The organism is Sphingopyxis sp. GW821-FHT10B01, assembly GCF_059415685.1.
Window position 1 is genome coordinate 564,651 of the sequence record NZ_JBWKNS010000003.1, and the last position, 24,681, is coordinate 589,331.

Below are 24,681 nucleotides of genomic sequence, written 5' to 3' on the forward strand. Positions count from 1 at the left end.
ATTTTAATATAACAAAAACATATAGATGAATGTAATCCCATCCAGCGATGCGCATTTGGCACGCCTTCTGCAATGATATTTGCGTCGGGGCTCACGTCTCCCGGCACAGTGGAACGAAGGGGCGGCCGGAATGGGCTGGCCGCCCCCGAGGATCCGGAATGATTTCGAAGGAGTTGGACGATGGCCAACAAGAACCTGTTTTCCACGGCGCTCTCGCGCTTCCTGCCGCGCACCGATGCGGTGAACGAAGCTGGCGGGGCCGCCTATGCCTATGGCGCCGACGCGAAGCTTGCACAGCTCGCCGCGACCGGCACGCTGTCGCAGGGCTTCTATTCCGGCGCCGACGCGCAGCTCGCCGATGTCCTGTCGGCGGCGCAAGCGGTGTCGCCAGAATTCGTCGCCAAGGCGGCGATCTATGCGCGCCAGTCGGGTGCGATGAAGGATATGCCGGCGCTGCTCGCCGCTTATCTGACCGTCGCCGATCCCGACCTCGCGGTGCCGGTATTCGGCCGCGTGATCGACAACGGCCGCATGCTGCGCAATTTCGTGCAGATCATGCGGTCGGGCCAGATCGGGCGTCGTTCGCTCGGCTCGCGGCCGAAGCGGCTGGTGCGCGAATGGCTGGAAACGGCTTCGATGCGCCAGCTGATGACGGCAGCGACGGGCAACGACCCGAGCCTCGCCGACATCGTTCGCATGGTCCACCCGGCGCCGGCTTCGGCCGAGCGGCGCGCCTTCTACGGCTGGCTGATCGGCAAGCCCTATGAAGTCGCGGCGCTGCCGGCAGAGATCGCAGCGTTCGAAGCCTGGAAGCGCGATCCTTCGGGGCCGCTGCCCCCGGTGCCGTTCGAATGGCTGACCGCTTTTCCGCTCTCGGCGGAACAGTGGGGCGATCTTGCGGCTCGCATGGGCTGGCAGGCGCTGCGCATGAACCTCAACACGCTGGCGCGCAATGGTGCGTTCGACGTGGCGGGAGTGACCGAAGTGGTCGCGGCACGGCTGGCGGATGCGGGGGCGATCGCGAAGATCAAGCCCGCGCCCTATCAGCTGATGATCGCGCTCGATCAGGTCGGCGACGCGGTTCCGCTCAGCGTTCAGGCATCGCTCGAAAAGGCGCTCGAACTGTCGCTTGCAACGGTTCCGGTGCTGGCGGGCAACATCATTGTCTGTCCGGACGTGTCGGGCTCGATGAGCTCGGCGGCGACCGGATATCGCAAGGGCGCGACCTCGAAGGTCCGCTGTATCGACATCGCGGCGCTGGTCGCGGCGGCGGTGCTGCGCACCAACCGGTCGGCGCGCGTGATGCCGTTCGAAGTCGATGTCGTCGACATGGCGCTCGATCCCAAGGCACGCCTTGCGGTCAACGCCGCGCGGCTGGCAGCGATCGGCGGCGGCGGGACAAATGTCTCGGCTCCGCTGGCCCGCCTCAACGCCGAGCGCGCGAAGGTCGATACCGTTGTGATCGTTTCGGACAATGAAAGCTGGGTCGATCCGACCCGGCGTGGCGCCACGGCGACGATGAACGAGTGGACGAAGCTGAAGGCCCGCAACCCGGGCGCGAAGCTGATCTGCATCGACATCCAGCCCTATGGCACCACGCAAGCGCGTGACCGGAAGGACATCATGAATGTCGGTGGTTTCACCGACGCGGTCTTTGGCGCAATGGCGCGCTTTGCCTCTGGCGAAACGCGCGACTGGGTCCAGATCGTGAATGAAGTGGAGGTATGACTACGAAGTGTCACGGCGAATGCGGGGAAGGACTACATCCTGTCACGATGCAGGCGCGGGTTCGAATCCCGCCGGGTCCACCATGATGCGGGCCTGTAGCTTAGCGGAAAGAGCGGCGCCCTTAGGGGCAATGTCTTTGCCAAACCTCGTCGCCGTGACACTTCGAACGAATAGCCAACAGGATCACGGCGAATGCCGGAAGGACTACATTGATAATGTCGGTGTCGCGGGTTCGAATCCCGCCCGGTCGGAAACGAGCGGTAGCTCAGTCTGGTAGAGCACGAATGTCTTTCCAATCCTCGTCGCCGTGCCCCTCTATCAAACAGGCTGGCGAATGCCGGCGGGACTACATGGTCAGGCCGAAAGGCTAGCGGTTCGAATCCGCGCCGGAGAAATCCGGAATGTCTCGCCAAAACTTGTCGCCGGCACCTATGAATGAAAAGAAGGAGGTCAGCGATGACCCAGACGACTTACGAAGTGCTCAATGTCGAGGGCGGACGCCCGGTCAAGATGTGGACGCGCGGCGTCCCGGTCGAGGATGGCGCCCGCGCGCAGCTTGCGAAGGCCGCGCGGATGCCGTTCGTGTTCAAGCATGTCGCGGCGATGCCCGATGTGCATGTCGGCCTTGGCGCGACCGTCGGATCGGTGATCCCGACCAAGGGTGCGGTGATCCCGGCTGCGGTCGGCGTCGACATCGGCTGCGGCATGATGGCGGCGCGGACCTCGCTGATGGCGCACGACCTGCCCGATACGCTGGAAGGCATCCGCAGTGCGATCGAGCAGGCGGTGCCGCACGGCCGCTCGGTCGGTCGCGGCAAGCGCGACACCGGTTCGTGGGGCGACCCGCCCCCGGCGATCGTCGACGCGTGGGCAACGCTCGCCGAACGCTTCGGGCATCTCGTCGCGAAGCATCCGCGGCTGAAGAACACCAACAACCTCGTGCATCTGGGAACGCTCGGAACGGGCAACCATTTCATCGAGCTTTGCCTCGACCAGGATGCGCGGGTGTGGGTGATGCTCCATTCGGGATCGCGCGGCGTAGGCAACGCGATCGGCACCTACTTCATCGAATTGGCGAAGAAGGATATCCGCAAGTGGTTCGTCAACCTGCCCGATGAAGATCTGGCCTACTTCCCCGAAGGGACCGACCATTTCGACGATTATGTCGAGGCGGTCGGTTGGGCGCAGGACTTTGCCGCGCTGAACCGGCGGATGATGATGGCGAATGTGATCGCAGCGCTGCGGCGCCAGATCGCCAAACCGTTCGATGCCGAGATGGAAGCGGTGAACTGCCATCACAATTATGTGACCCGCGAGAACCACTTCGGCGAGAATATCCTCGTCACCCGCAAGGGTGCGGTGCGCGCGGCGAAAGGCACGCTGGGGATCATCCCGGGCTCGATGGGGGCAAAAAGCTTTATCGTGCGCGGGCTCGGCAACCCGGAGTCGTTCGATAGCTGCAGCCATGGCGCAGGCCGCGTCATGAGCCGGACGGCGGCGAAAAAGCTCGTCACCCTCGACGAGCATATCGCCGACACCGCAGGCGTCGAATGCCGCAAGGACGAAGGCGTGATCGACGAAACGCCCAAGGCGTACAAGCCGATCGAGGCGGTGATGGCGGCGCAGGCCGACCTTGTCGAGATCGTCCATACGCTGAAGCAGGTGGTGTGCGTGAAGGGGTGACCCTTCACGCCGCCATCGAAGGGGGACATCATGCGCGACTGGGTCGCCGAATGGCGACAGGAAGGCCAGATTTTCGTCTGGCGCTATCCAAAGCAAAACAAGCATGCGGGCGAATGGCATTTTACCGGTGATCCGGCGGGGTGCCGCTCAATCCGAAATCTCATCGACCGGATGGCTGGCGGCGAAGCCTGCCATCGGACGTTGAAGATCGAGCCGGTGACGGCAGCGATTTCCGCGGTTCCCAACCACGGCCACCCCAAGCCGGATCGCTTCGCCTCGATGCGGGTCGCCTTTCGCCCTGATGCAGGCGAGATGAAGATGGAAGAGGATGATGACCGGTTAATTCTGATCTTCGGCAACAGGCAGGTTCGCGATTTGCGCGCTGCCTTTGCCGACGTCGAGGTCGGGAACGGCGATTTCGGCATAGGGCCGTCCGACGATCGCCAGGCAAAGCCTTGGTACTTCTGGTGGATGCCCTGATCCACCGGATCTTATAAGCAGTAGAAGGACCATGACGAGTATCGAACCCGCCATCCGGCACGAAATCGAAACCCGCCTCACCGCCGTCGAAGCGGAGGACGGCGTGCGCCTGCTGCTCGCGATCGAGTCGGGTTCGCGGGCTTGGGGCTTCCCTTCGCCCGACAGTGATTATGATGTGCGCTTCCTCTATGTCCGGCCGCGGCGCGACTATCTGGCGCTGCACCCGGTGCGCGACGTGATCGAGCGGCCGATCGTCGATGAGATCGATCTCAACGGCTGGGATATCCGCAAGGCGCTGGGGTTGATGCTGCGCAACAATTCGGTGCTGTCCGAATGGATGGGATCGCCGATTCAATATCGCGACCCTGACCCCGTCATCGCGCGAATGGCAGACCTCAAGGATCGCCTTTTCGATCCGAACGGCTTTGCGTTGCATTATGCGAAGCTTGGCCGGACCGCAATTGCGCGCTGGCTGGCGGACGAAAACAAGGTTGCGGTGAAGCGCTATTTCTATGCGCTGCGCCCCGCTTTGGCGATCCGGGTGCTTCGGCTTGACCCGTCGTGCCGGCCGCCGATGCAATTGCAGCAATTGATGGCGCAAGCCAATCTGTCGTCGTCGGCCTGCGAAGAGATCGAGCGGTTGGCGGCGTTGAAGGCGGATACGCGCGAGGCGGGACCGATCGCACGCGTGCCCGAAATCGACGCGCTGATCGACGACGAACTGGCGCGTGCCGGCGAGGTGCCGGCGCGTCCGCCGAGCGAGGCGTTCGCTGCAGACGCGAACGACCTGTTTCTGGATTTGGTAGAAGAAGAATGATCATCATCGATGGCTCTGAAGGCGAAGGCGGCGGACAGGTGCTGCGCTATGCGTGCGCGCTGTCGCTGCTCACCGGCGAACCCTTCACGATCGAAAATATCCGCGGCGGGCGCGAAAAGCCGGGGCTCATGCGCCAGCATGTGACCGCGATCGAAGCCGCCTGCGTCATCGGCGGCGCCGAATGCACGGGCCTCGCGGTCGGGTCGAGCCGCATCGGCTTCCGGCCAGGCAAGGTCATGCCCGGCGACTATCATTTCGCCGTCGGCACCGCGGGCAGCACCGGGCTCGTCCTCCAGACGATCCTCGTGCCGCTGATGCTGGCCGACGCGCCCTCACACCTGGTGATCGAGGGCGGCACGCATGCGGTGGCCGCGCCACCGTTCGAATTCCTCGCGCGCGCCCTGCTGCCCGTCATCAACCGCATGGGTCCGACCATATCGGCCCGGCTCGTCCGCCACGGCTTTTTCCCGCGCGGCGGTGGCCGGATCGAGGTCGACATTGTCCCCGCCCCGCTGCGCCCCGTCGAGTGTATCGATCGCGGCGAAGCCCGCGGTGTGTCGGCGACCGCGATCATCGCGGGCATCCCGTTCGACGTGGCCGACCGCGAACTCAAGACCGCACGCAAGATTCTCGCCGCATGGCCCGACAACGCCTTTGTCACGCGACAGCTGCCGGCCGAACAGGGTCCTGGCAATGCGCTGTTGATCGAGGCGGAGTTTGACCATGTGACCGAAGTGATGTCGGGTTTCGGCAAGCTCGGCGTACCGGCTGAGCGGCTGGCGCAGACTGCAGCCAAGCGCATGGCCGGCTATCTGGCATCGCGCGCCTTTGCCGGCCCCTATCTGCAGGACCAGCTCCTGCTACCGATGGTGTTTGCGCGTGGCGGCGCGTTCACGACAGTCAAGCTCAGCGAACATACACGCACCGCGGCAAGTCTGATCGAACGCTTCACGGGTACCCGTTTTCATGTGTCCGAACGTGAAGACGGACGCAATCTGATGGAAGTGATCCACTAGCCAAGCCGCCGGAATCGGGCTCAAAACCTTTCGCCCTATTCCGGCCGGTAGCGGGCGGTCCACTTATGGCAGAAAGTTTCAACAACCCGCCATTTGACAGCATCAAACATTCGCAAGAGAGAAACCGGCTAGCAGATTTGTGCGCTGCAGCGTAAGGGGCGCGATCATGAGGATCGCGATCATCGACACGAGCACGACGCGCGCCGCGATCATTTCCGATGGCCTGCGCGAGGCAGGCCTCGACGATCTGGTTCTGATCGATCCCGCCGGCCCCCTCGTCGCTCAGGTGGAGGCAGCGAAGCCGGAAGTCGTCCTCATCAACCTCGAAAATCCCAGCCGAGATCTGCTCGAAGATTTCTTCGCCATGTCGCGCGTGCTTTCGAGGCCTATCGCCATGTTCGTCGACCAGAGCGATGCCGAGGCGACCGGAGCGGCGATCGACGCCGGGGTATCGGCCTATGTCGTCGACGGGCTTTCGAAACAACGCATCAAGCCGGTCGTCGAGCTGGCGATACGTCGATTCCAGGCTTTCTCGCGGCTCCAGCGCGAACTCGACGACGCCAAGAATGCGCTCGCAGAACGGGCCGTCGTCGACAAGGCCAAGGCGATATTGATGAAGCGCCGGGAGATCGATGAGCCGGCCGCCTATGCGTTGCTCCGAGGGCAGGCGATGCGAACCAACCGCCGCATTTCCGAAATCGCCGAAGCGATCGTGACCAGCGAAGCGCTGATGGGAGACATAAAATGAGCGCCGATAGCTTCCGCATCGGTTTCCTGCCGCTGGTCGACGCCGCGCTGCCGATCCTCGCACATGAACTCGGCTTCGCGGCTAAGGAAGGCATAGCGATCGAACTCGTGCGCGACATGACATGGGCGACCGTCCGCGACCGGCTGCTCTACGGTCATACCGACGCCGCGCACATGATCGCCCCGCTCGCGATCGCGACGACGCTCGGCCGTGGTCGCCCGGCGGTCCCGCTTGCGGTTCCGTTCGTGCTCGGCCTCAACGGCAATGCAGTGACTTTCTCCGCCAGCCTGGCAAAAGAGGTTGGACTGGGCGGCGACCTAGGCGACCCGGTCGCCATCGGCGCGGCGCTGAAGCGGGTGGCGACGGCGCGGCTTGCGGCCGGCAGACCGCTCCGCTTCGGCGTGGTGCACCGCTATTCAAGTCATAATTATATGTTGCGCTATTGGCTCGCGGGCGTCGGCATTCGTCCCGATCGCGACGTCGAGATCGCCGTGACGAGTCCTCCCTTCGCCGCCGACGCGCTCGCCGCGGGCGAGGTCGACGGCATCTGCGTCGGCGAGCCGTGGAACTCGATCGCGGTGGATCGCGGCGTTGGACAGATCGCGCTCGCGACCGCCCAAATCTGGCGGCGCGGTGTCGAAAAGGTCCTGACGATGCGCGAGACCGTTCTGGATGAGCGGCGCGACGCCGTGGAGGCGCTGGTTCGCGCGCTCCACACCGCGGCGGCGCATTTCGTCGAGCCCGGGGCGGCCGGGGATAGCGCCGACATTTTGGCGCGCGCCGGATATCTCGACGCGCCGCGCGACGCGATCTTGCGGGCGATCACCGATCGTATCCGGCTTACTCCCGGTGGCGAGCCGATCCATTATCCCGACTTCATGTTCCAGTATCGCGAGGCGGCCAACTTCCCCTGGCGCAGTCAGGCCGCGTGGCTCTACTCGCAAATGGTGCGGTGGGACGACATCGACTTCGACGCCGCAGATGCGGCGACGGCTGGAAACGTCTTTCGCCCCGACGTGTATCGCGCGGCCCTCGCAGGCTCTGGCGCGCCCCTTCCCGGTGCCAGTTCAAAGCTCGAAGGCGGACTCGATGCGGCGATCGGCGCGGGCTCGACGCAAGGTCGGCTGACGCTCGGAAGCGACCGCTTCTTCGACGGCCACGCCTTCGATCCCGATGACATCGAGTCCTATCTCTCTGAACTTCTGTGACTAAATGATCGAAGCGGATTTTATGCTGCACCTGCGAAATCAAGGGTTGCCGCCAGCCTGCGAATCATGCAGTCTAATCGCACTCGGCAGGGCTGCCGGGGCAGAATAAAGCGGCGACGGCTCCAACGAGGGGGCCGAACCGCAGGCGGACGGGGAGCCATTCCCCGCAATCCCAACAGGCAATGAAGCCGTCAGGATGCGCCCGCATGGCCGCCGTCCTGGCGGCTTTTTTATTGCCCGTCACAAAGGGGACGGACGATGACGACTGCAAACGGCGGTGCTGCGGCACCCAAATCGACCTTCTGGGCGAGCGGCCATTGGCCGACGCTTGTCGCCGCATTTCTCTATTTCGACCTCGCTTTCATGGTGTGGGTCATTCTCGGACCGCTGGCGCCTGCGATCTCCGAAGACCTGGGACTGAGCCCGGCGCAGAAGGGACTGATGGTCGCGGTGCCGACGCTCGCCGGCGCCTTGCTGCGCGTCGTCAACGGCCTCCTCGTCGACCGCATTGGGCCCAAGCGGTCGGGCGCGATCAGCCAGTGCATCGTCATCGCCGGGCTGTTCACAGCCTGGCTCATCGGCGTGCACAGCTTTGTCGGCACGCTCGCGCTTGGCGTAATCCTTGGCTTTGCTGGCGCGAGCTTCGCGATCGCCCTGCCGCTCGCAAGCCGTTGGTACCCGCCCGAGCATCAGGGCAAGGCGATGGGGCTTGCCGGCATGGGCAATTCGGGCACCGTGCTAGCGGCGCTCTTTGCCCCCGGCCTCGCCAAGATCTTTGGCTGGAACGCAGTGCTTGGCCTCGCCTGCATCCCGCTGACCATCGTCTTCTTCGTCTATCTCCTGATGGCGAAAGACGCGCCGAACGCGCCAGCACCCAAGAAGCTCGCCCACTATTTCGAACCACTGAAGACCGGCGACGCTTGGTGGCTGATGGCCTTTTACTCGGTGACTTTCGGCGGCTTCGTCGGACTCGCCGCATCGCTGCCGATCTATTTCACCGATCAGTTCCACCTCACCCCCGTGCTGGCGGGGTATTGCACTGCAGCCTGCGTCTTCGCCGGATCGCTGGTGCGCCCGATGGGCGGCGCGCTCGCCGACCGGATCGGCGGCGTGCGCGCACTCATGGCGGTGTTCGTCGTTTCCGCGCTGGCGCTCGCAGGTGTGCCGCAGGCCGATACGCTGCCTGCTGCGCTCGGTCTTTTTGTCATCGCGATGCTGGCACTGGGCACCGGCAACGGTTCGGTATTCCAGCTCGTACCCCAGCGCTTTTCGGCCGAGATCGGGGTGATGACCGGGCTCGTCGGCATGGCGGGCGGAATCGGCGGCTTCTACCTCGCCTCTTCGCTCGGTTTCGCGAAACAGTGGAGCGGCAGCTTCGCCCCCGGCTTCCATATTTTTGCGGGCTTGGCCGTGCTGGCGCTGGTCGCCCTCTCGTTCGTCAAAGGCGAATGGCGCCGGACTTGGGGTGCCGCCGAAGGCGTGCGGATCTAACCCATGATCCGCACCCTCGCACTCGTGCTGGCGCTAGCGCCGGCTGGGGCCGCCCACGCCCGGGATATAATGCTGAAGCCGCTCGGCGAAGCCCGCCTTCGTTACGAGACGGTCGATCAGGACGGGATTGCCGCCGACGCCGATGCCCTGACCCTGCGTGTCCGCGCCGGCGTCGAGGCAAAGGCGGGCGCCTGGTCGGCGCTGATCGAAGGGCAGACCACATTGGCGGTCGTCGACGAATATTTCGACGGCCTCCACGCCCCAGCGCCCCATCCGCTGGTCGCAGATCCCGAGACGATCGCCCTCGCCCGCGCGCAACTTCGCTACAGCCGCCCTTCGTTCACGCTGACAGCGGGGCGGCAGCGGATCGCCCTCGACGACGAACGCTTCATCGGCTCGGTTCCCTTTCGCCAGAACGGCCAGAGTTTTGACGCGGTACGGGCGGAAATTACCCCAACCAAGGGCGTGAAGGCCGACATCAGCTATGCGTGGAGCGTCCGCACGATCTGGGGCATCGACGGCGCCGGTGCACGCCAACAGGCCGTGTCGGGTGACAATGTCTTCGGCAATCTCGGCGCCCATACACCGATCGGAAAAGTCGCCGCCTTCGCCTATCTCGTCGATCAGGACGAGGCCGCGATGCAGGGCTTCCGCATGTCGAGCCAGAGCTACGGCATCCGGCTCGACGGATCGAAGGCGCTCGGCAAGGCACAGGTCGCCTATCAGCTCAGCTACGCGCGCCAATCGGACTGGCACCGCAATCCCAACGACTATTCGGCGGACTATTACCTCGCCGATATCGCCGTCGAGCTCGGAGGCCCCCGGGTCAGTGGTGGCTATGAAGTTCTCGGCGCCGATAACGGTCTTGCACTGACGAGCTTCCAGACCCCGCTTGCAACCGGATTCAAATTCCAGGGCTGGGCCGACAAGTTCCTGATTACCCCACCCGACGGCATGCGCGATCTCTATGCGAGCGCGGGATGGCGCTGGAAAACGGTCGGCCCGCTGCAGGCCGTCAGCTTGCAGGCGGTCTACCACGCCTATCGCAGCGACGGCGCCTCACGATCCTATGGAAACGAGATCGACCTGCTGGCCAGCGCAAAGCTGGGCAAGGTCACCGCGGCCGCCCGCTACGCACATTACAACGCCGACAGCTTCGCCACCGACACCGACAAATTTTGGCTCCAACTGGACTGGACGCTCTGATGGAACATCGCCCCCTCAAGCCCGAGACCGATACCCGCGAACATCTTGTGGTGATCGGCAACGGTATGGCCGGCTGCCGCGCGGTCGAGGAACTTCTCGCCCGCGATCCGAACCGCTACCGTGTGACCATCTTCGGCGCCGAACCGCGGGTCAATTACAATCGCATCATGTTGTCACCCGTTCTCGCTGGGGAGAAATGCTTCGACGACATCGTGATCAACAACACCGAATGGTATGCAACAAACGGCATTGCATTGGTCGCAGGCGACCCCGTCGCGGCGATCGACCGCGCAGCGAAGACCGTGACGACGCGCAGCGGGGCCACCGAAAGCTATGACCGGCTGCTGATCGCGACGGGTTCCGACCCATTCATCATCTCGGTGCCGGGCAAGGACCTTCCGGGCGTGATCGCCTTCCGCGACATGGACGATGTCAGCGCGATGCTGGCGGCCGCGGATGCCGGCGGCGACGCGGTCGTCATCGGCGGGGGCCTGCTCGGGCTCGAAGCGGCGCATGGGCTGAGCCTGCGCGGGATGAAGGTCACGGTGATCCACCTGATGCCGACGCTCATGGAACGCCAGCTCGACGAAGCGGCGGGCTGGTTGCTCAAACAGGCACTCGAAGGCCGCGGCCAGACCATCCTGACGGGCGCCGACACTGCCGAGATCGTCGGCGATGACAAGGTCGAAGGGGTACGACTGAAGGACGGAACGCTCATCCCCGCCAGCCTCGTCGTGATGGCGGTCGGCATCCGCCCTTCGGTCACCCTTGCGCGCAATAGCGGGCTCGTGGTCGGCCGCGGCATCCAGGTCGACGACCATATGGTGACGAGCGATCCCGCCGTGCTCGCCGTCGGCGAATGCGTCGAACATGACGGACAGGTCTATGGCCTCGTCGCGCCGCTGTGGGATATGTGTCGCAGCCTCGCCGATGGCCTTGTTGGGCAGCCAACGGGTTATCGCGGCTCGGTGACCTCGACCAAGCTCAAGGTGTCGGGGATCGATGTGTTTTCGGCGGGAGATTTTTCAGGCGGCGACGGCTGCGAGGACATCGTACTCCGCGATGCAAGCCGCGGGGTGTATAAGCGCGTGATCGTCAAGGACGACCGCGTCGTCGGCGCGGTGCTTTATGGCGATACCGCCGACGGCGGCTGGTATTTCGATCTCCTCAAACGCCAAGAGGATGTCTCTCACCTTCGCGACCTGCTGATCTTTGGCCAAGCCTTCGCCGCGGGAGGCGGCGCGGCGGACCCTAAGGCGGCCGTTGCAGCGCTCTCCGATGATGCGGAAATCTGCGGCTGCAACGGCGTCACCAAGGGCCAGGTCGTTTCGTGCATCGCCAAGGGCGCGCACAGCCTCGACGCGGTGCGCGGCACCTGCAAGGCCTCGGCAAGCTGCGGCAGCTGCACCGGCCTCGTCGAAAACCTCCTCGCTCTGACGCTCGGCGACGAGGTGCAGACCGGGCCGAAGACGATGTGCAAATGCACCAGTTTCGGCCATGACGACGTCCGCCGCGAGATCTTGGCGCAAGCCATGCGCTCGATCCCCGAAGTAATGCAGAAGCTGCACTGGACGACCCCCGACGGCTGTTCGTCGTGCCGCCCGGCGCTTAATTACTATCTGCTCTGCGCGCTGCCCGGCGACTATGTCGACGACCAGCAAAGCCGCTTCGTCAACGAGCGCATGCACGCCAATATCCAGAAGGACGGCACTTACTCGGTCGTCCCGCGCATGTGGGGCGGTCTCACCAATCCGCGCGAACTCCGTGCGATCGCCGACGTCGTCGAGAAATATGATGCGCCGATGGTCAAGGTCACCGGCGGCCAGCGGCTCGACATCTTCGGGATCAGGAAGGAGGATTTGCCCGCAGTCTGGGCGGACCTCAATGCCGCCGGCATGGTTTCGGGCCATGCTTACGGCAAATCGCTGCGCACCGTGAAGACCTGCGTCGGATCCGAATGGTGCCGCTTCGGGACGCAGGATTCGACCGGGCTCGGCGTCAAGGTCGAGCGGATGAGCTGGGGCAGCTGGATGCCGCACAAGTTCAAGATTGCGGTGTCGGGATGCCCGCGCAACTGCGCGGAGGCGACGATCAAGGATTTCGGCATCGTCTGCGTCGACAGCGGCTACGAGCTGCACGTCGGCGGCAATGGCGGCATCCATGTGCGCGTCACCGACCTTCTCTGCAAGGTCGCGACCGAGCAGGAGGCGATGGATTATTGCGCCGCCTTCATCCAGCTTTACCGCGAGGAAGCGCGCTATCTCGAGCGCACCGCGCCATGGATCGAGCGCGTCGGGGTCGATTATGTGAAGGCACGGATCGCCAACGATCCAGCCGGCCGCGAGGCGCTGCGCGCGCGCTTCCTTTATTCGCAAAGCTTTAGCCAGGACGACCCTTGGGCACAGCGCGCCGGGGGCGCCGAGGCCGAACATCACGCGCCGATGGCGCGCTTCATCCCGCAGGAGGTACTGACATGAATGCGCCCGAATGGCTGGATATCGGCTGGGTCGATCAGATCCCCGTACGCGGCAGCCGCACCGTTCAGGTCGAGGGCGGCGACGATATAGCGGTGTTCCGCACCGCCGAGGGCAAGGTTTTCGCGCTGCTCGACCGCTGCCCGCACAAGCATGGACGGCTGAGCCAAGGTATCGTCCATGGCGGCGCAGTCGCGTGCCCGCTGCACAACTGGCGGATCAGCCTGTCGACGGGTGAAGCGCTGGGCGAGGACAAGGGCTGTACCCCGACGGTGCCGGTCCGGATCGACGCCGGCCGCGTTCTCATTTGCCGCGCAGGCGCACTCAAGGTCGCGGCCTGATGGTCGAGGCGGTCCGCACGACCTGCGCATATTGCGGCGTCGGCTGCGGTATCCGCGCGACGGTGACGGGCGAGCGGACGGTCGAGATTGCGGGCGATCCCGACCATCCCGCGAACCGCGGCAAGCTCTGCTCGAAAGGCACGCATCTTGGAGAAACGGTCGGCCTCGAAGGCCGCCTGCTCCACCCGATGATCGGCAACAGGCGCGCCACTTGGGACAAGGCACTCGACCTCGTCGCAAAACGCTTCAAGGACACCATCGCGCGCCACGGCCCGAACAGCGTTGCCTTCTATGTCTCGGGCCAGCTGCTGACCGAGGATTACTACGTCGCCAACAAGCTGATAAAGGGCTTCATCGGCACCGCGAACATCGACACCAATTCACGCCTCTGCATGGCGAGCGCGGTGGCAGGCCACATGCGTGCGTTCGGCGAAGACGTCGTTCCCGCGACATACGAAGATCTCGACGCCGCCGACCTGATCGTGCTGGTCGGGTCCAACACCGCCTGGTGTCACCCGATCGTCTATCAACGCATTCGCGCACGTTGCGAGGCCGGCGCGAAGCTCGTCGTCATCGACCCACGCCGCACCGAAACCGCCGAAGAGGCGGATCTGCACCTTCCGATCCGCCCCGGCAGCGACGTCGCGCTGATGAACGGACTGCTCCAGCATTGCTGCGAGACCGGCGTCGTCGACGCAGATTATCTCGCCGCGCACGTCGCGGTTCCGCAAGATTTCTGGGACGAGCTTGGAGAGGGGAATGACCTGTGGTCGGTGGCACGCACATGCGACGTGCCCGCCGCCGACCTCAGGCATTTCTATGACCTGTTCGCCGCAACCCCACGCACCGTGACTCTGTTCAGTCAGGGCATCAACCAGGCGACCGCCGGAACCGACCAGGTCAATGCGATCCTTAACCTCCATCTCGCGACAGGGCGGATCGGCAAACCCGGCGCAGCACCCTTCTCGATTACCGGTCAGCCCAATGCGATGGGGGGCCGCGAAGTCGGCGGGCTCGCCTCGACGCTGGCCGCGCATATGGACTTCGCGCCCGACAACCGCGCCCGCGTCCAGCGTTTCTGGGCGGCACCGGCGATGGCCGAAAAGCCGGGTCTCAAAGCCGTCGACCTTTTCCGCGCCGTCGGCGAAGGCCGGATCAAGGCGCTCTGGGTGATGGCGACCAACCCGGCGGTGTCGATGCCCGACGGCAATCGCGTGCACGAGGCCCTCGCTAGCTGCCCCTTCCTCGTCGTCAGCGACGTTATGGAGCGAACCGATACCGGCGCCTTCGCCCACGTCCGGCTGCCCGCTGCGGCGTGGGGCGAAAAGGACGGCACCGTCACCAACAGCGACCGCACGATCAGCCGCCAGCGCGCGCTGTTTCCGCCGCCCGGGGAGGCGATGCCCGACTGGTGGATCATCAAGGAGGTGGCGCGGCGGATGGGGTGGAAGACCGCCTTCAGCTATGACCGGCCCGCCGACATCTGGCGCGAGCATTGCCGCCTGTCGACATATGACAATGACGGCGCGCGGCGGTTCGCGCTGCCGGGCGCTGCGCAGGGAGGCAACGCCGCCTATGACGCGATGGCCCCCTTTCGCTGGGGCGGCGACCGCCCCTTTGCCGACGGTCGCTTTTCGACCGAAGACCGCCGCGCCCGGCTCGTCCCGGTGGCGCAAAAACCTTTGCCCGAACCGCTCGCCAAATGGCCGCTGACGCTCAACACCGGGCGGTACCGCGACCAATGGCATACGATGACGCGGACCGGCCTCGCACCAACGCTCGCGCGCCACCGCGAAGAACCGCTGGTCGAGGTCCATCCCGAAGATGGCGCGCGGCTCGGCCTCCTCGATGGGGGGCTCGCGCGCGTCGAGACGCCGCAAGGCGCCAGCCTCTACCGCGTCGCCTTCCACACGGGCCAGCGCGCGGGCGAACTCTTCGTACCGATCCACTGGACCGACCGCACGTCGAGCGGCGGGCGCACCGGGCGGCTCCCTCGCCCGCTGGTCGACCCTGTGTCAGGCCAGCCCGGTTTCAAGCGCACGCCGGCATCTATCACCCCGGTCACCCCCAAATGGCGCGGCTTCCTGCTCCTCGCGCACGAACTTTCGGAAACCCCGAGCTGCCTGTGGGCGACGCGCGTCGCCGTTCCGTCGGGCGTACTTTGGGAACTCGCGGGCAATGGCGCGCCCAAATCCATCGAAGCATTGCTCCCGAAAGGCGAGCGTATAGAGGCCGAAGACGCCGCGCGCGGGACGCGGCGCATCGCTATCGTTGTGAACGGCCGCCTCGCCGGCGCGCTCTTCATCTCCGAAAACGGCGAACTGCCTCCGCGTGATTGGCTCATTGCACAGCTTGCCGCCCCCGAAATCGCGCCCACGCTGCTCGCGGGCCGTGCACCCGGCGTGCAGATCGATCGCGGGCCAATCATCTGCGTGTGCTTCAATGTCGGCCTGAAAACGATCGTCGGCGCGATCCGCGAGCAGAGTTTCGCGGATATCGCAGCCATTGGAGCCGCGCTGGGTGCGGGCACGAATTGCGGGTCGTGCCGCCCGGCCCTCGCCCGCATCCTCACCAAGGAGAACAGCAATGCCGCATAACGACTTCGCTCCGGGCACCGTCTGGCTGGTCGGTGCCGGCCCCGGCGATCCCGAGTTGCTGACAATGAAGGCAGCGCGCCTGATCGAAAGCGCCGACATCATCTTCTACGACGCGCTCGTAAGCGACGCCGTGCTCGCGCTGGTCCCGGCCCGTGCCGAGAGCATCAACGTGGGCAAAAGGTCTGGCCGTCATTCGAAGGATCAGCGGACGATCGACGCCATGCTTGTCGAAGCTGCCGCCGCGGGAAAACGCGTCGTCCGCCTGAAGGGTGGGGATCCTTCACTTTTCGGCCGTTCCTCGGAAGAAATTTCCGCACTGACCGCCGCGGGCTTCCCCGTCCGCATTTGCGCCGGAATCACAGCGGCAAGCGCAGCTGCGGCCTCAGCGGGTATCTCGCTTTCACTCCGGGGCGTCGCCCGCGACGTGCGTTTCGTCACCGCGCACAGCCAGCGCGGGGCCGCGCTCGACATCGACTGGACCTCGCTCGCATGCGGTGGCTCTACGCTTGCCTTCTATATGGGCCGCGAGGCTGCCGGAGAGATCATGCGCGGCCTCGTGCGGGCGGGCATGCCGGGCGCGACGCCAGTGCTGATCGCATGCCACGTCAGCGCCCCCGAGGAACGGCAGCTTGCGACGCGGCTCGATCTGCTCGAACTGGCCACCAAGTCCTTCGCGGCCGACGCACCGACGCTTATCCTGATCGGGGCGGCCGTTGCCCAACCCGATGTCCTGCCGGCCAGTTTCGAGCCTATCGCCCGGTCTGCGCATGGGTAAGCATGGTGAAATGACCGCCGCCGCCGAATGCGCCGCCTCGATCGATTTCGACACCGCGCTGACGATCCTCGCAGCCCATGCGAAACCGTTTGACGAGACGGCCGTCTCGCTCGCCGACGCCGGCGGATGCTATCTTGCGGCACCGGTGCACGCGCACCTCGATTCACCGCGCCAGGACTGCGCCGCAATGGATGGTTATGCGGTCCGCGACCTCGCCGCCGGCGTCTCCACGCTCCGGCAGGTCGGCGTCAGCTATGCCGGCAGCGGCGAAGCGAGCGAGATCGGGCCGGGCGAGACCATGCGCGTGATGACCGGTGCGCCCTTGCCTCGCGGCGCCGACCGTGTCGTCATGATCGAATATTGTCGCCAAGAAGGCCCGAGCGTGCGGGTCGAACATCCGCCGCTCGGAAAGACGCACATCCGGCGCCAGGGCTCGGACTTCATGTCGGGTCGGCTCCTCATTCCAGCGGGCACGAAAGTGACGCCGGCCGTTGCCGTCACGGCGGCAGCGGCGGATCACGACCAACTCCGCATTTGGCGGCGCCCGCGTGTCCAGCTCCTTGCCACCGGCGACGAGATCGTCCCGCCTGGTTTCGCCGCCGATGCCCCATTCAGTATCCCCGACAGTCTCAGTGTTGCAACCGAGCTGCTCTGCATATCCTCGGGCGCGAAGGTCATATCCAAAGCACGAATTCCGGACGACGCGGAAGCGATCGCCCGTGCGACAACCCCCGCGTCGGCCGATGTCATCGTCGTCCTTGGCGGTGCATCGCGCGGCGACCGGGATCATGCCCGCGCAGCCTTCGATATCCTCGGTCTCGAAATCGCTTTTGCCGACGTCGCCATGAAGCCCGGCAAGCCCGTCTGGTATGGGAAAATCGGGCCAGTTCATGTGCTCGGACTTCCGGGAAGCCCCACCGCTGCCCTCACAATCGCGCGCCTCTTCCTTGCACCGCTCATCACCGGTCTTTTGGGCGGCGATGTCACGGATGCGCTGCCCTGGCAGCTTCTCCCCGCCGTCCGGCCGATCGATGCGAACGGCCCGCGCGAAGCATTTCTGGGCGGGACGACTTCGTACAATGGTGTGGAAATCTGCGACCGACAGGAAGCATCGGGGCAAGCGCGGCTTGCGAAGGTCAATGCCCTGGTGCGACGCCCGGCCTATGCCCCGGCGATCCGTCCCGGGATGCCCGTGCCCACGCTGCCGCTATGTTGCTAGGTCTTCTTGCCCGGCAGTGGACGAGGCCTTCGGCACGCGATGGCGGGCCGTGCATCGCGGTCGCGCGAAATCATCCGGACGCGGCACATGCGGTCCTTCAGGCAATCGCGCGGACAATCTCCGAACATGGCAGGGATGCGCTGACGGACTCCGAAAAGCTGATCTGGAACACGGCGGTCGTGATCTCCTTCATGACAGGCGATCGCGGGCTCGGCGTGCCGCGCGATGCCAGCGTGCTCAACTGGGGCGCGGCCCGGGCCGGCTTCCGCGAAATGGGGCTGCCGACGCTGGCCGAGCTTGTCAGAATGTTCGTGCTTGAGCTCGCCTATCGCGCCGACCTTGACGGCCGGGATCGAGCGGCGGACTCGGCCTCCCTGCTCCGGATCGCAAGATTGAAGCGGAGTTTTCAGGCGATCGATGCCGAGGTCGATTTCCTCCTCCAACTTCGGAGGATGATCGACCGGCTCTACAAATGGCCATGACCCCCTGACAGGCCGCACCGGTTCGACCGTCGAGGAAGTCGCTGTCAGCCCATTCGCTCTATGTCCCGGACCACAAGCAGTCGCCAGCATCATCGAAGAAGCTGCGAAGGGCGCCGAATAAGCTCCAAATCGCAGGATCGCGAAACAGCACCGGGTTCCATCAGAGGAATCCGGTGTATTCGCGTCGACCGGCAACTGGAAAGGCTCGGACAATATGGTGGTCCGCACCGAGCCGTATATGGTGACCGACGGGGCGGTCCGCGACGTGCTGTCTGCCGGTATTTCGGCCATCAACATTACGAAGGACCATGTTTCGAGGAATCTCACATCAGTTGCATGTGTGCAGATCATGGCGCATCGACGCAGCCGTGGCAGGGAGGAACGCGACATGACCAAAGCCAGGAAGTCGCGCCTTTTACGCGATTGGAATGATCTTCAATTTGTCCTGGCCGTCGCCCAGAGCGGCAGCTTTCACCATGCAGCCGAGAAGATGGGCGCCCACGCCACAACCGTTGCGCGACGCGTGCAGGAGTTCGAGCGCGAGCTCAACGCGAAGCTGTTCGTTCGCCGCGCCCACGGCATGACCCTGACGACGGCGGGAAAAGCGCTGGTCGCGAAGGCGAACGAAATGGAAGCGGTCGTATCGGCCGTCACGAACAATATTGCCGGAATGGACGGACAACTGGCCGGGGTCGTGCGTCTTTACGTCTCCGAGGGGCTCGGCACGCATTGGGTCACGCCCATATTGGGCGATTTCCACAAACAATTTCCCGATATTGCACTTGATGTCGTCACAGGATCGCACGCGGGCGACCTCCTGACCGAGGAAACCGATATCTCGATCACCATCGTCAGGCCCACAGACCCGCGCCTTGTCGCCTTCCGCTTGGGAATGCTGGGATTTTCCTTGTTCGCGTCGCGCGAATATCTGCGGCAGAGCGGCGTGCCCGCCACGATAGACGAACTCACAGGCCATGATCTGATCTATCAGGCCATCCATCACACCGATCCGCTGTTCAACTGGTGGCAAGGCATCGTGGATGCCAGCGACGGCCCGACGTTCAAAACCAACTCCGCCAACTTTGCCGTGGCAGCCACGCAAACAGGCTTTGGCATTGCCTTGGGCCCATCCTTCTATCGAAAGGCCGTTTTCGATCTGGTGCGGCTGGAGATCGAACTCCCGTTCGAAACCGAGCTCTGGATGGTTTCACATGAAGAGACAAATCGCAGCGCCCGGGTGCGCGCCGTTTGCGATTTCCTGAAGACGCGTTTCGTACAGGACCGCCTCTGGTGGCAGGGATAGGCGCACGATCTGCAAAAATGCAGTTCACACTAGCGAAATTCTGTCTGGCATGAAGCGGGACGCCCGATAGTCTCGCCTCCACAAGCTGGCGGCTCATTCTCTGCCGGCCCGTCCCCTGCGGATCAATCAAACTCGACGTCGCGACGTTCGCGCGGCAGCAAGTCCCGTTTCGTGCCAAGAAAGATCGAGCCATCATGCCCCGAGCGAGTCGACGTGAGTTTGTTCTTGGTGCCGTCGCGGCAACAACATTGGCCGCGCGCGGCGGAACGGCGACCGCCGCCGCCAGCTCTGCGGACAGGGCGCTCGACGCGATCATAGACGATACGCGGCGTCATCCCCGGCCGATCGGATCCTATTGGGAACCCTATGGCGACAATGGTGCGCTGCACGATTTGTCTTTCGATTATTCGCATGCCTCCGCCGAGCGAACGCATCGCTGGATCGCCGAGCTCGGCCGCCTCGACACCGCGCGGCTGACCGAGGACGGGCGCGAGACTCGCGCAGTCCTGCTCTGGGATCTGGAGCAGAGCCTCGGCTGGCATCGCCATTATTGGCTGGATTTTCCGCTTGGGCCTTACAGCTCGGTCCTGTCCGCACTGACCCGGCGCCTTGGCGCCGCGAGCCTGGCGTCGCCGGCAGACCTCGACAGCTATCTGCAGCTGCTCGAAGCATCTGCGCCCTACATCGACCAGATCACGACGAAACTTCGCGGACAGATCGAGCGTAACATCCTGTACCCACGCGAAGAAATTCTGTCGGTGTCGGGCTATCTGAGCGCGGTTCTTGCCGATCCGGCGCAACAGTTCCTTCCCGGCAGCAAGCGCCTGTCCCATCTGGATCAGCCCGCCGTTGACCGCTTTGCCGTGCGATCCGGAAAAATCATGGTGGAGGCTATTGTGCCCGCGCTGCACCGGCTTTCGGACTTTCTGAACCTCTCCTATCTGCCAAAGGCCAACGACAATGTGGGCCTGTGGCGCTTCAACGACGGACCCGATTATTATCGCTTCCTGCTCGGCGCACGGCTTTCGCGCGACATCGACCCTGCCGAGACTCATGAGGCCGCGTTGCAGACAGTCGCCGAAGCGGACCGCGATCTGGCGGGGCTTCGACGCGAGATCGGATTTACGGGATCGGCCGAAGCGTTTCACGCCGAGCTGTTGAACGGTGCGCGCTGGAAGGCCGCCAATGTCGACGACGTCGCCACGCGATTTCGCAGCGCACTCGCCAAGCTGCAGCCCCGCCTGCCGCGCTTCTTTTCCAATCCGCCATCAAAGCCTTTCGATGTCGCACCACAAGCGGCCGAACTCGAAACCCTGCTGACCAACGGCTATTATCAACGGCCGACGAAGCACGACCCGCGCGGAATCTATGTCTTCAATGGCGGCGACCTCGCCGACGCCTCATGGTTCTGGGCCGCACCGCTGATCTATCACGAACTCAGCCCTGGCCATCACTATCATCTCGACCGGATCGAGGCCAACGCATCGCTTTCGCCATATCGGCGCAGCTTCATCACGTCGGGATTTGCGGAGGGCTGGGGCGAGTATGCACGGAGCATCGCCGTCGAATCCGGGGTGTATGATGATGATCTGATGGGGCGATACGCCAACCGGCTGATGGACCGGCGCATGGCGATGGGTACGGTCGGCGATACCGGCATGCACGTCAAACGCTGGACGCTCGATCAGGCCGAACAATATGCGGCCGGCGACGCGATCACGCGCCCGAAGATGCGGCGGCGCATGATGCTCGCCGACGCGTCGGACTTCCCGGGACTTTCCGCATGCTACTGGGCGGGCGGCGAAGAATTCCGGCGCCTGAGGCGCCAAACCGAAGCGTCCGCCGGCCGGACGTTCGACATTCGCCGGTATCACGATACCGTCCTGTCCGGCGGAATTGTGCCATTTCCGGTATTGGAGAAGCGTTTGGAGAGGCTTTTCAACGCAAGGAAGCCGACGGCCTGACATGGCTTTTGTCCCTGCATGGCGATGCGCCCGGCACTAGCGCCGGAATCCGGCGCGACCGGAAGATCCAGAACGCGATGCTCGATCTTGAAAAGCCGATCATTGACCGGGCGGCCGCCCATGAAAATGCGACCCGGCTTCTCGATGACCACCGGATCGCGCTCGAAGCCTTCCAGAACAAGAAAAAGCCCAGATTCGTCGGCCGCTAGGCGGCCGCGAGGATCGCGGCCGCCATTTTCTACCGGGTAGATCGCGGCGATATGGAAGCAGGAAGCAGGCAGAACCCGATCTGCCGAGGAATCCCTTCTATCGCAAAAAATCCATTTCACCGTTCGGCTACGCGCGAAGCCGACGTCTTCCCTGTGGACGCAGCGTATATTTACGCGGCCATAAGGGGGAAAGACATGACGCGCTCGGATCTTCAGTACCGGTTGATGCTCACGGCGGCGGCGGGCGCCATGGCAGTGACCCTCATGCCCGCCGCAGCCGCCGCGGCCGGGCAGGAAGATGCGGCCGAAGCCGTGGAAGCACGCGACAGCGCGGGCGAAGGCGATGCGATCGTGGTAACGGGATCGCGCATCGACAAGGCGGGCTTTCGCGCGCCCACCCCGACGACGGTCATCAGCGGCGGCGACCTGCTTCAGGGCAATCGGCCCAGCATCGCGCAGGTGCTCAACGACCTGCCCCAGTTCCGCGCGTCGACGACACCGGTCACGAACTTCTCCGGCACCGCTTCGGGTTCGTCGCCGGCGGATCTTCGCGGCCTCGGCACGTCGCGGACTCTGACCTTGCTGAACGGACGGCGTTTCACCGGAGCGGGCGATCTCAACACCGTCCCGCAGGGCCTGATCCAGCGCGTCGAGGTCGTGACCGGCGGCGCCTCCGCTGCCTGGGGCTCTGGCGCGGTTGGCGGCGTGGTCAACATCCTGCTCAACGATTCTCTGGAGGGTCTCGAACTCGGCGTCCAGAGCGGAATTTCTTCGCGCCGCGACGCGTTCCGCTATGGTTTCGACGGCACCTTCGGTGTGAAGTTCGCCGATGGCGCCGGCCATTTCATGATTGGCGGACAATATCTGAATGACGAGGGCGTTCTCGACCGGGATTCGCGCAAGAACCTCGGCAGCACGACGCTTTACACCAACCCCGCCGGCTCGGCGCATGCCTTCGTCATCGCGCGCGACGTCAATTATTCCAATGCCAGCATTGACGGCCTGATCACCACCGGCGTCCTCGCCGGGCAGACGTTCAACCGCGACGGCACCCTGCGCCCCTTCCAATATGGCAGCCCGCGGGGAACGCAGGTGATGGTCGGCGGCGAAGGCACCAGCCTTCGCGACGAGACGGCGCTCGCCGCGCCCTATGAGCGCATCACCGCCTATGCGCGCGCCAGCTATGAGCTCGGCGATGCCAAATTCTGGGTCGATGGCAGCTATTCGCGCATGTCGGCGGAATACCGCTTCTATGCCGAGAGCAATCGCGACAATATCACGGTATCGCGCGACAATCCGTTCCTGCCGACCGCCGTTCGCGACCGGCTCATCGCAGCGAACCAGACGAGTTTCCGTATGGGCCGCGTGTTCGAGGATTATGGCTATCGCACCTTCGGCTATGTGCGCGAGACGATCGATGCGGCAATCGGTGTCGACGGCTCCTTTGCCGACGGCAAATGGCGTTACAGCGCCTATTACGGCCATGGCGAGCTTTCGGACGATCGCGGTTATCTGAACCAGAAAGTCACCGTGCCCTTCAATCAGGCGATCGACGTGGTCACCAGCCCGATTACCGGCCAGCCGGTCTGCCGCGTGGCGCTCACTAACCCCTCTACCGCCTGCCGCCCGCTCAACCTGTTCGGCGAGGGCAATGCCGACCCGGCCGCGGTCGCCTTTGCCTTCTCGAACGCGGCGCATGTGCGCAACACGACAAAATTGGATACGGCCGCCGTAAGCCTGCGCGGTGACCCCTTCTCGCTCTGGGCCGGACCCGTTTCGATTGCGGTGGGCGCCGAAGCGCGTTGGGAGTCGATCGAATCGAGCGGCCTCGACGATCTTTCGCGGGCGCAGGCCTTCTCGACCTTCAACTTTTCCGAGATCAACGGCGGCTTCAACGTCAAGGAAGGCTTCGCCGAAGTCGCGATCCCGCTGCTGAAGCAGGATTTCAGCGACCTCGAGTTCAGCGGCGCCGCCCGTTACAGCCACTATAGCAACACGGGCAGCGTCTGGTCGTGGAAGCTCGGCGCGACCAACCGCATCTATGACAATCTGCTGCTTCGCGTCTCGCGATCGCGCGACATTCGTTCGGGCAGCCTGTCCGAACTCTACAACACCCGCTCGACCACCCAGTCGAATATCGCCGATCCGGTCACCAAGACCACCTATCAGATCGTCACCTTCGGCGGCGGCAATCCGATGCTGGACCCGGAAATCGGTACCACGACAACGATCGGCGGCACCTATGCACCGCCGTTCATCCCCGGCCTGAATCTGTCGATCGATTATTTCGATATCAGGATCAAGGGCGCGATCGCCACGCTGAGCGGACAGGACATCGTGACCCGCTGCGCCAACGGCAATACGGCATTATGCGATCAGATCGTTCGTCAGAACGGGCTGATCACCACCGTGTTCGCAACCTTCGTCAATCTGGCTGAATACAAGACGAACGGCATCGATTTCGAAGCGTCCTACTCGCTCCCGCTCAACAACGTCGCGGCATCGGTCCCCGGCACGCTGCGTTTTCGCGCGCTTGCGACCTATGTCGACAGCCTGACCACCGACGACGGCATCAGCAAGATCGAATATGTCGGCGATGTTGGCGAGGCGGTTCCGTTCGGCACGCCGAAGTGGCGCGGCACATTCAGCATGACGTACGATCAGGGTCCGCTGAGCGCCGATGCGCGGGTCCGCTATGTCGGCGGCGGCAAGTGGAACCATCTTCTGGATATCGAGAACAACGATATCTCTGCGCGAGCCTATCTCGACATCGGCGCACGGGTGAGGATCGACAAGCTGACGCTGGCCGTGAGCGTCAACAATGTATTCGACCGCGGCCCGCCGCTTACGACGACGGGGCAGATCCACTATGATCAGATCGGCCGCTATTTCTCGACCACGGCCAAGCTGAAATTCTGACCCTGTGCGGGTGATATGGGA

General features: G+C 64.3%; 19 protein-coding genes. 18 read left to right on the forward strand and 1 reads right to left on the reverse strand.

Annotated features, from left to right (window positions below; translation table 11 throughout):
- The first annotated feature begins 180 nt into the window (after positions 1-180).
- The 17 genes from AC07NV_RS11515 to AC07NV_RS11595 all read left to right on the forward strand — a co-directional run bounded on the left by AC07NV_RS11515 (position 181) and on the right by AC07NV_RS11595 (position 21,532).
- The gene (locus AC07NV_RS11515) at positions 181-1,728 is read left to right on the forward strand and encodes a vWA domain-containing protein (protein WP_495166483.1); all 1,548 of its coding nucleotides are present in this window, start codon (positions 181-183) and stop codon (positions 1,726-1,728) included.
- A gap of 456 nt (positions 1,729-2,184) precedes the next feature.
- A complete protein-coding gene (locus tag AC07NV_RS11520; RefSeq protein WP_495166484.1) occupies positions 2,185-3,411 on the forward strand; it encodes an RtcB family protein in 1,227 nt (408 codons plus the stop codon).
- Positions 3,412-3,441: 30 nt separating this feature from the next.
- Complete coding sequence (locus AC07NV_RS11525; protein WP_495166485.1) at positions 3,442-3,891, forward strand: hypothetical protein; 450 nt, start codon at positions 3,442-3,444, stop codon at positions 3,889-3,891.
- Positions 3,892-3,922: 31 nt separating this feature from the next.
- Positions 3,923-4,708 (forward strand): nucleotidyltransferase domain-containing protein, encoded by a 786-nt coding sequence (locus AC07NV_RS11530; protein WP_495166486.1) that lies wholly within the window; start codon positions 3,923-3,925, stop codon positions 4,706-4,708.
- A complete protein-coding gene (gene rtcA, locus AC07NV_RS11535; RefSeq protein ID WP_495166487.1) occupies positions 4,705-5,724 on the forward strand; it encodes an RNA 3'-terminal phosphate cyclase in 1,020 nt (339 codons plus the stop codon). The genes AC07NV_RS11530 and rtcA overlap by 4 nt, the downstream gene beginning before the upstream one ends.
- 166 nt (positions 5,725-5,890) lie before the next feature.
- Complete coding sequence (locus tag AC07NV_RS11540) at positions 5,891-6,472, forward strand: ANTAR domain-containing response regulator (protein ID WP_495166488.1); 582 nt, start codon at positions 5,891-5,893, stop codon at positions 6,470-6,472.
- Entirely contained in the window at positions 6,469-7,680 is a 1,212-nt protein-coding gene (locus tag AC07NV_RS11545) for a CmpA/NrtA family ABC transporter substrate-binding protein (RefSeq protein ID WP_495166489.1), read from the forward strand. The genes AC07NV_RS11540 and AC07NV_RS11545 overlap by 4 nt, the downstream gene beginning before the upstream one ends.
- Positions 7,681-7,938: 258 nt before the next feature.
- Positions 7,939-9,171, forward strand: a complete 1,233-nt coding sequence (locus tag AC07NV_RS11550; RefSeq protein ID WP_495166490.1) for a nitrate/nitrite transporter — start codon at positions 7,939-7,941, stop codon at positions 9,169-9,171.
- A 3-nt stretch (positions 9,172-9,174) separates the two neighbouring features.
- On the forward strand, positions 9,175-10,377 hold the full coding sequence (locus AC07NV_RS11555; RefSeq protein ID WP_495166491.1) for an alginate export family protein: 1,203 nt from the start codon (positions 9,175-9,177) through the stop codon (positions 10,375-10,377).
- Positions 10,377-12,854, forward strand: a complete 2,478-nt coding sequence (gene nirB / locus AC07NV_RS11560; RefSeq protein ID WP_495166492.1) for a nitrite reductase large subunit NirB — start codon at positions 10,377-10,379, stop codon at positions 12,852-12,854. Before AC07NV_RS11555 ends, nirB begins: the two co-directional genes overlap by 1 nt.
- Positions 12,851-13,192 (forward strand): nitrite reductase small subunit NirD, encoded by a 342-nt coding sequence (gene nirD / locus AC07NV_RS11565; protein ID WP_495166493.1) that lies wholly within the window; start codon positions 12,851-12,853, stop codon positions 13,190-13,192. The genes nirB and nirD overlap by 4 nt, the downstream gene beginning before the upstream one ends.
- A complete protein-coding gene (locus tag AC07NV_RS11570) occupies positions 13,192-15,789 on the forward strand; it encodes a molybdopterin-dependent oxidoreductase (RefSeq protein ID WP_495166494.1) in 2,598 nt (865 codons plus the stop codon). Before nirD ends, AC07NV_RS11570 begins: the two co-directional genes overlap by 1 nt.
- Positions 15,779-16,564, forward strand: a complete 786-nt coding sequence (gene cobA, locus AC07NV_RS11575) for a uroporphyrinogen-III C-methyltransferase (protein WP_495166495.1) — start codon at positions 15,779-15,781, stop codon at positions 16,562-16,564. Before AC07NV_RS11570 ends, cobA begins: the two co-directional genes overlap by 11 nt.
- Positions 16,565-16,574: 10 nt before the next feature.
- On the forward strand, positions 16,575-17,783 hold the full coding sequence (locus AC07NV_RS11580) for a molybdopterin molybdotransferase MoeA (RefSeq protein ID WP_495166496.1): 1,209 nt from the start codon (positions 16,575-16,577) through the stop codon (positions 17,781-17,783).
- Positions 17,774-18,265: a hypothetical protein gene (locus AC07NV_RS11585; protein ID WP_495166497.1), complete on the forward strand. Its 492-nt coding sequence runs from the start codon at positions 17,774-17,776 to the stop codon at positions 18,263-18,265. The genes AC07NV_RS11580 and AC07NV_RS11585 overlap by 10 nt, the downstream gene beginning before the upstream one ends.
- A 214-nt stretch (positions 18,266-18,479) precedes the next feature.
- Positions 18,480-19,568, forward strand: coding sequence for a LysR family transcriptional regulator (locus AC07NV_RS11590; protein ID WP_495166498.1), 1,089 nt, complete (start codon positions 18,480-18,482; stop codon positions 19,566-19,568).
- Between the two features lie 194 nt (positions 19,569-19,762).
- Positions 19,763-21,532: a DUF885 domain-containing protein gene (locus tag AC07NV_RS11595; protein ID WP_495166499.1), complete on the forward strand. Its 1,770-nt coding sequence runs from the start codon at positions 19,763-19,765 to the stop codon at positions 21,530-21,532.
- Here AC07NV_RS11595 and AC07NV_RS11600 read toward each other — a convergent pair.
- Positions 21,439-21,861, reverse strand: a complete 423-nt coding sequence (locus AC07NV_RS11600; RefSeq protein WP_495166500.1) for a hypothetical protein — start codon at positions 21,859-21,861, stop codon at positions 21,439-21,441. The two genes, AC07NV_RS11595 and AC07NV_RS11600, sit on opposite strands and share 94 nt — an antisense overlap.
- Before the next feature lie 75 nt (positions 21,862-21,936).
- Between AC07NV_RS11600 and AC07NV_RS11605 the strand changes: the two genes are divergently transcribed.
- Positions 21,937-24,660 (forward strand): TonB-dependent receptor plug domain-containing protein, encoded by a 2,724-nt coding sequence (locus AC07NV_RS11605; RefSeq protein ID WP_495166501.1) that lies wholly within the window; start codon positions 21,937-21,939, stop codon positions 24,658-24,660.
- Positions 24,661-24,681 lie beyond the last annotated feature (21 nt).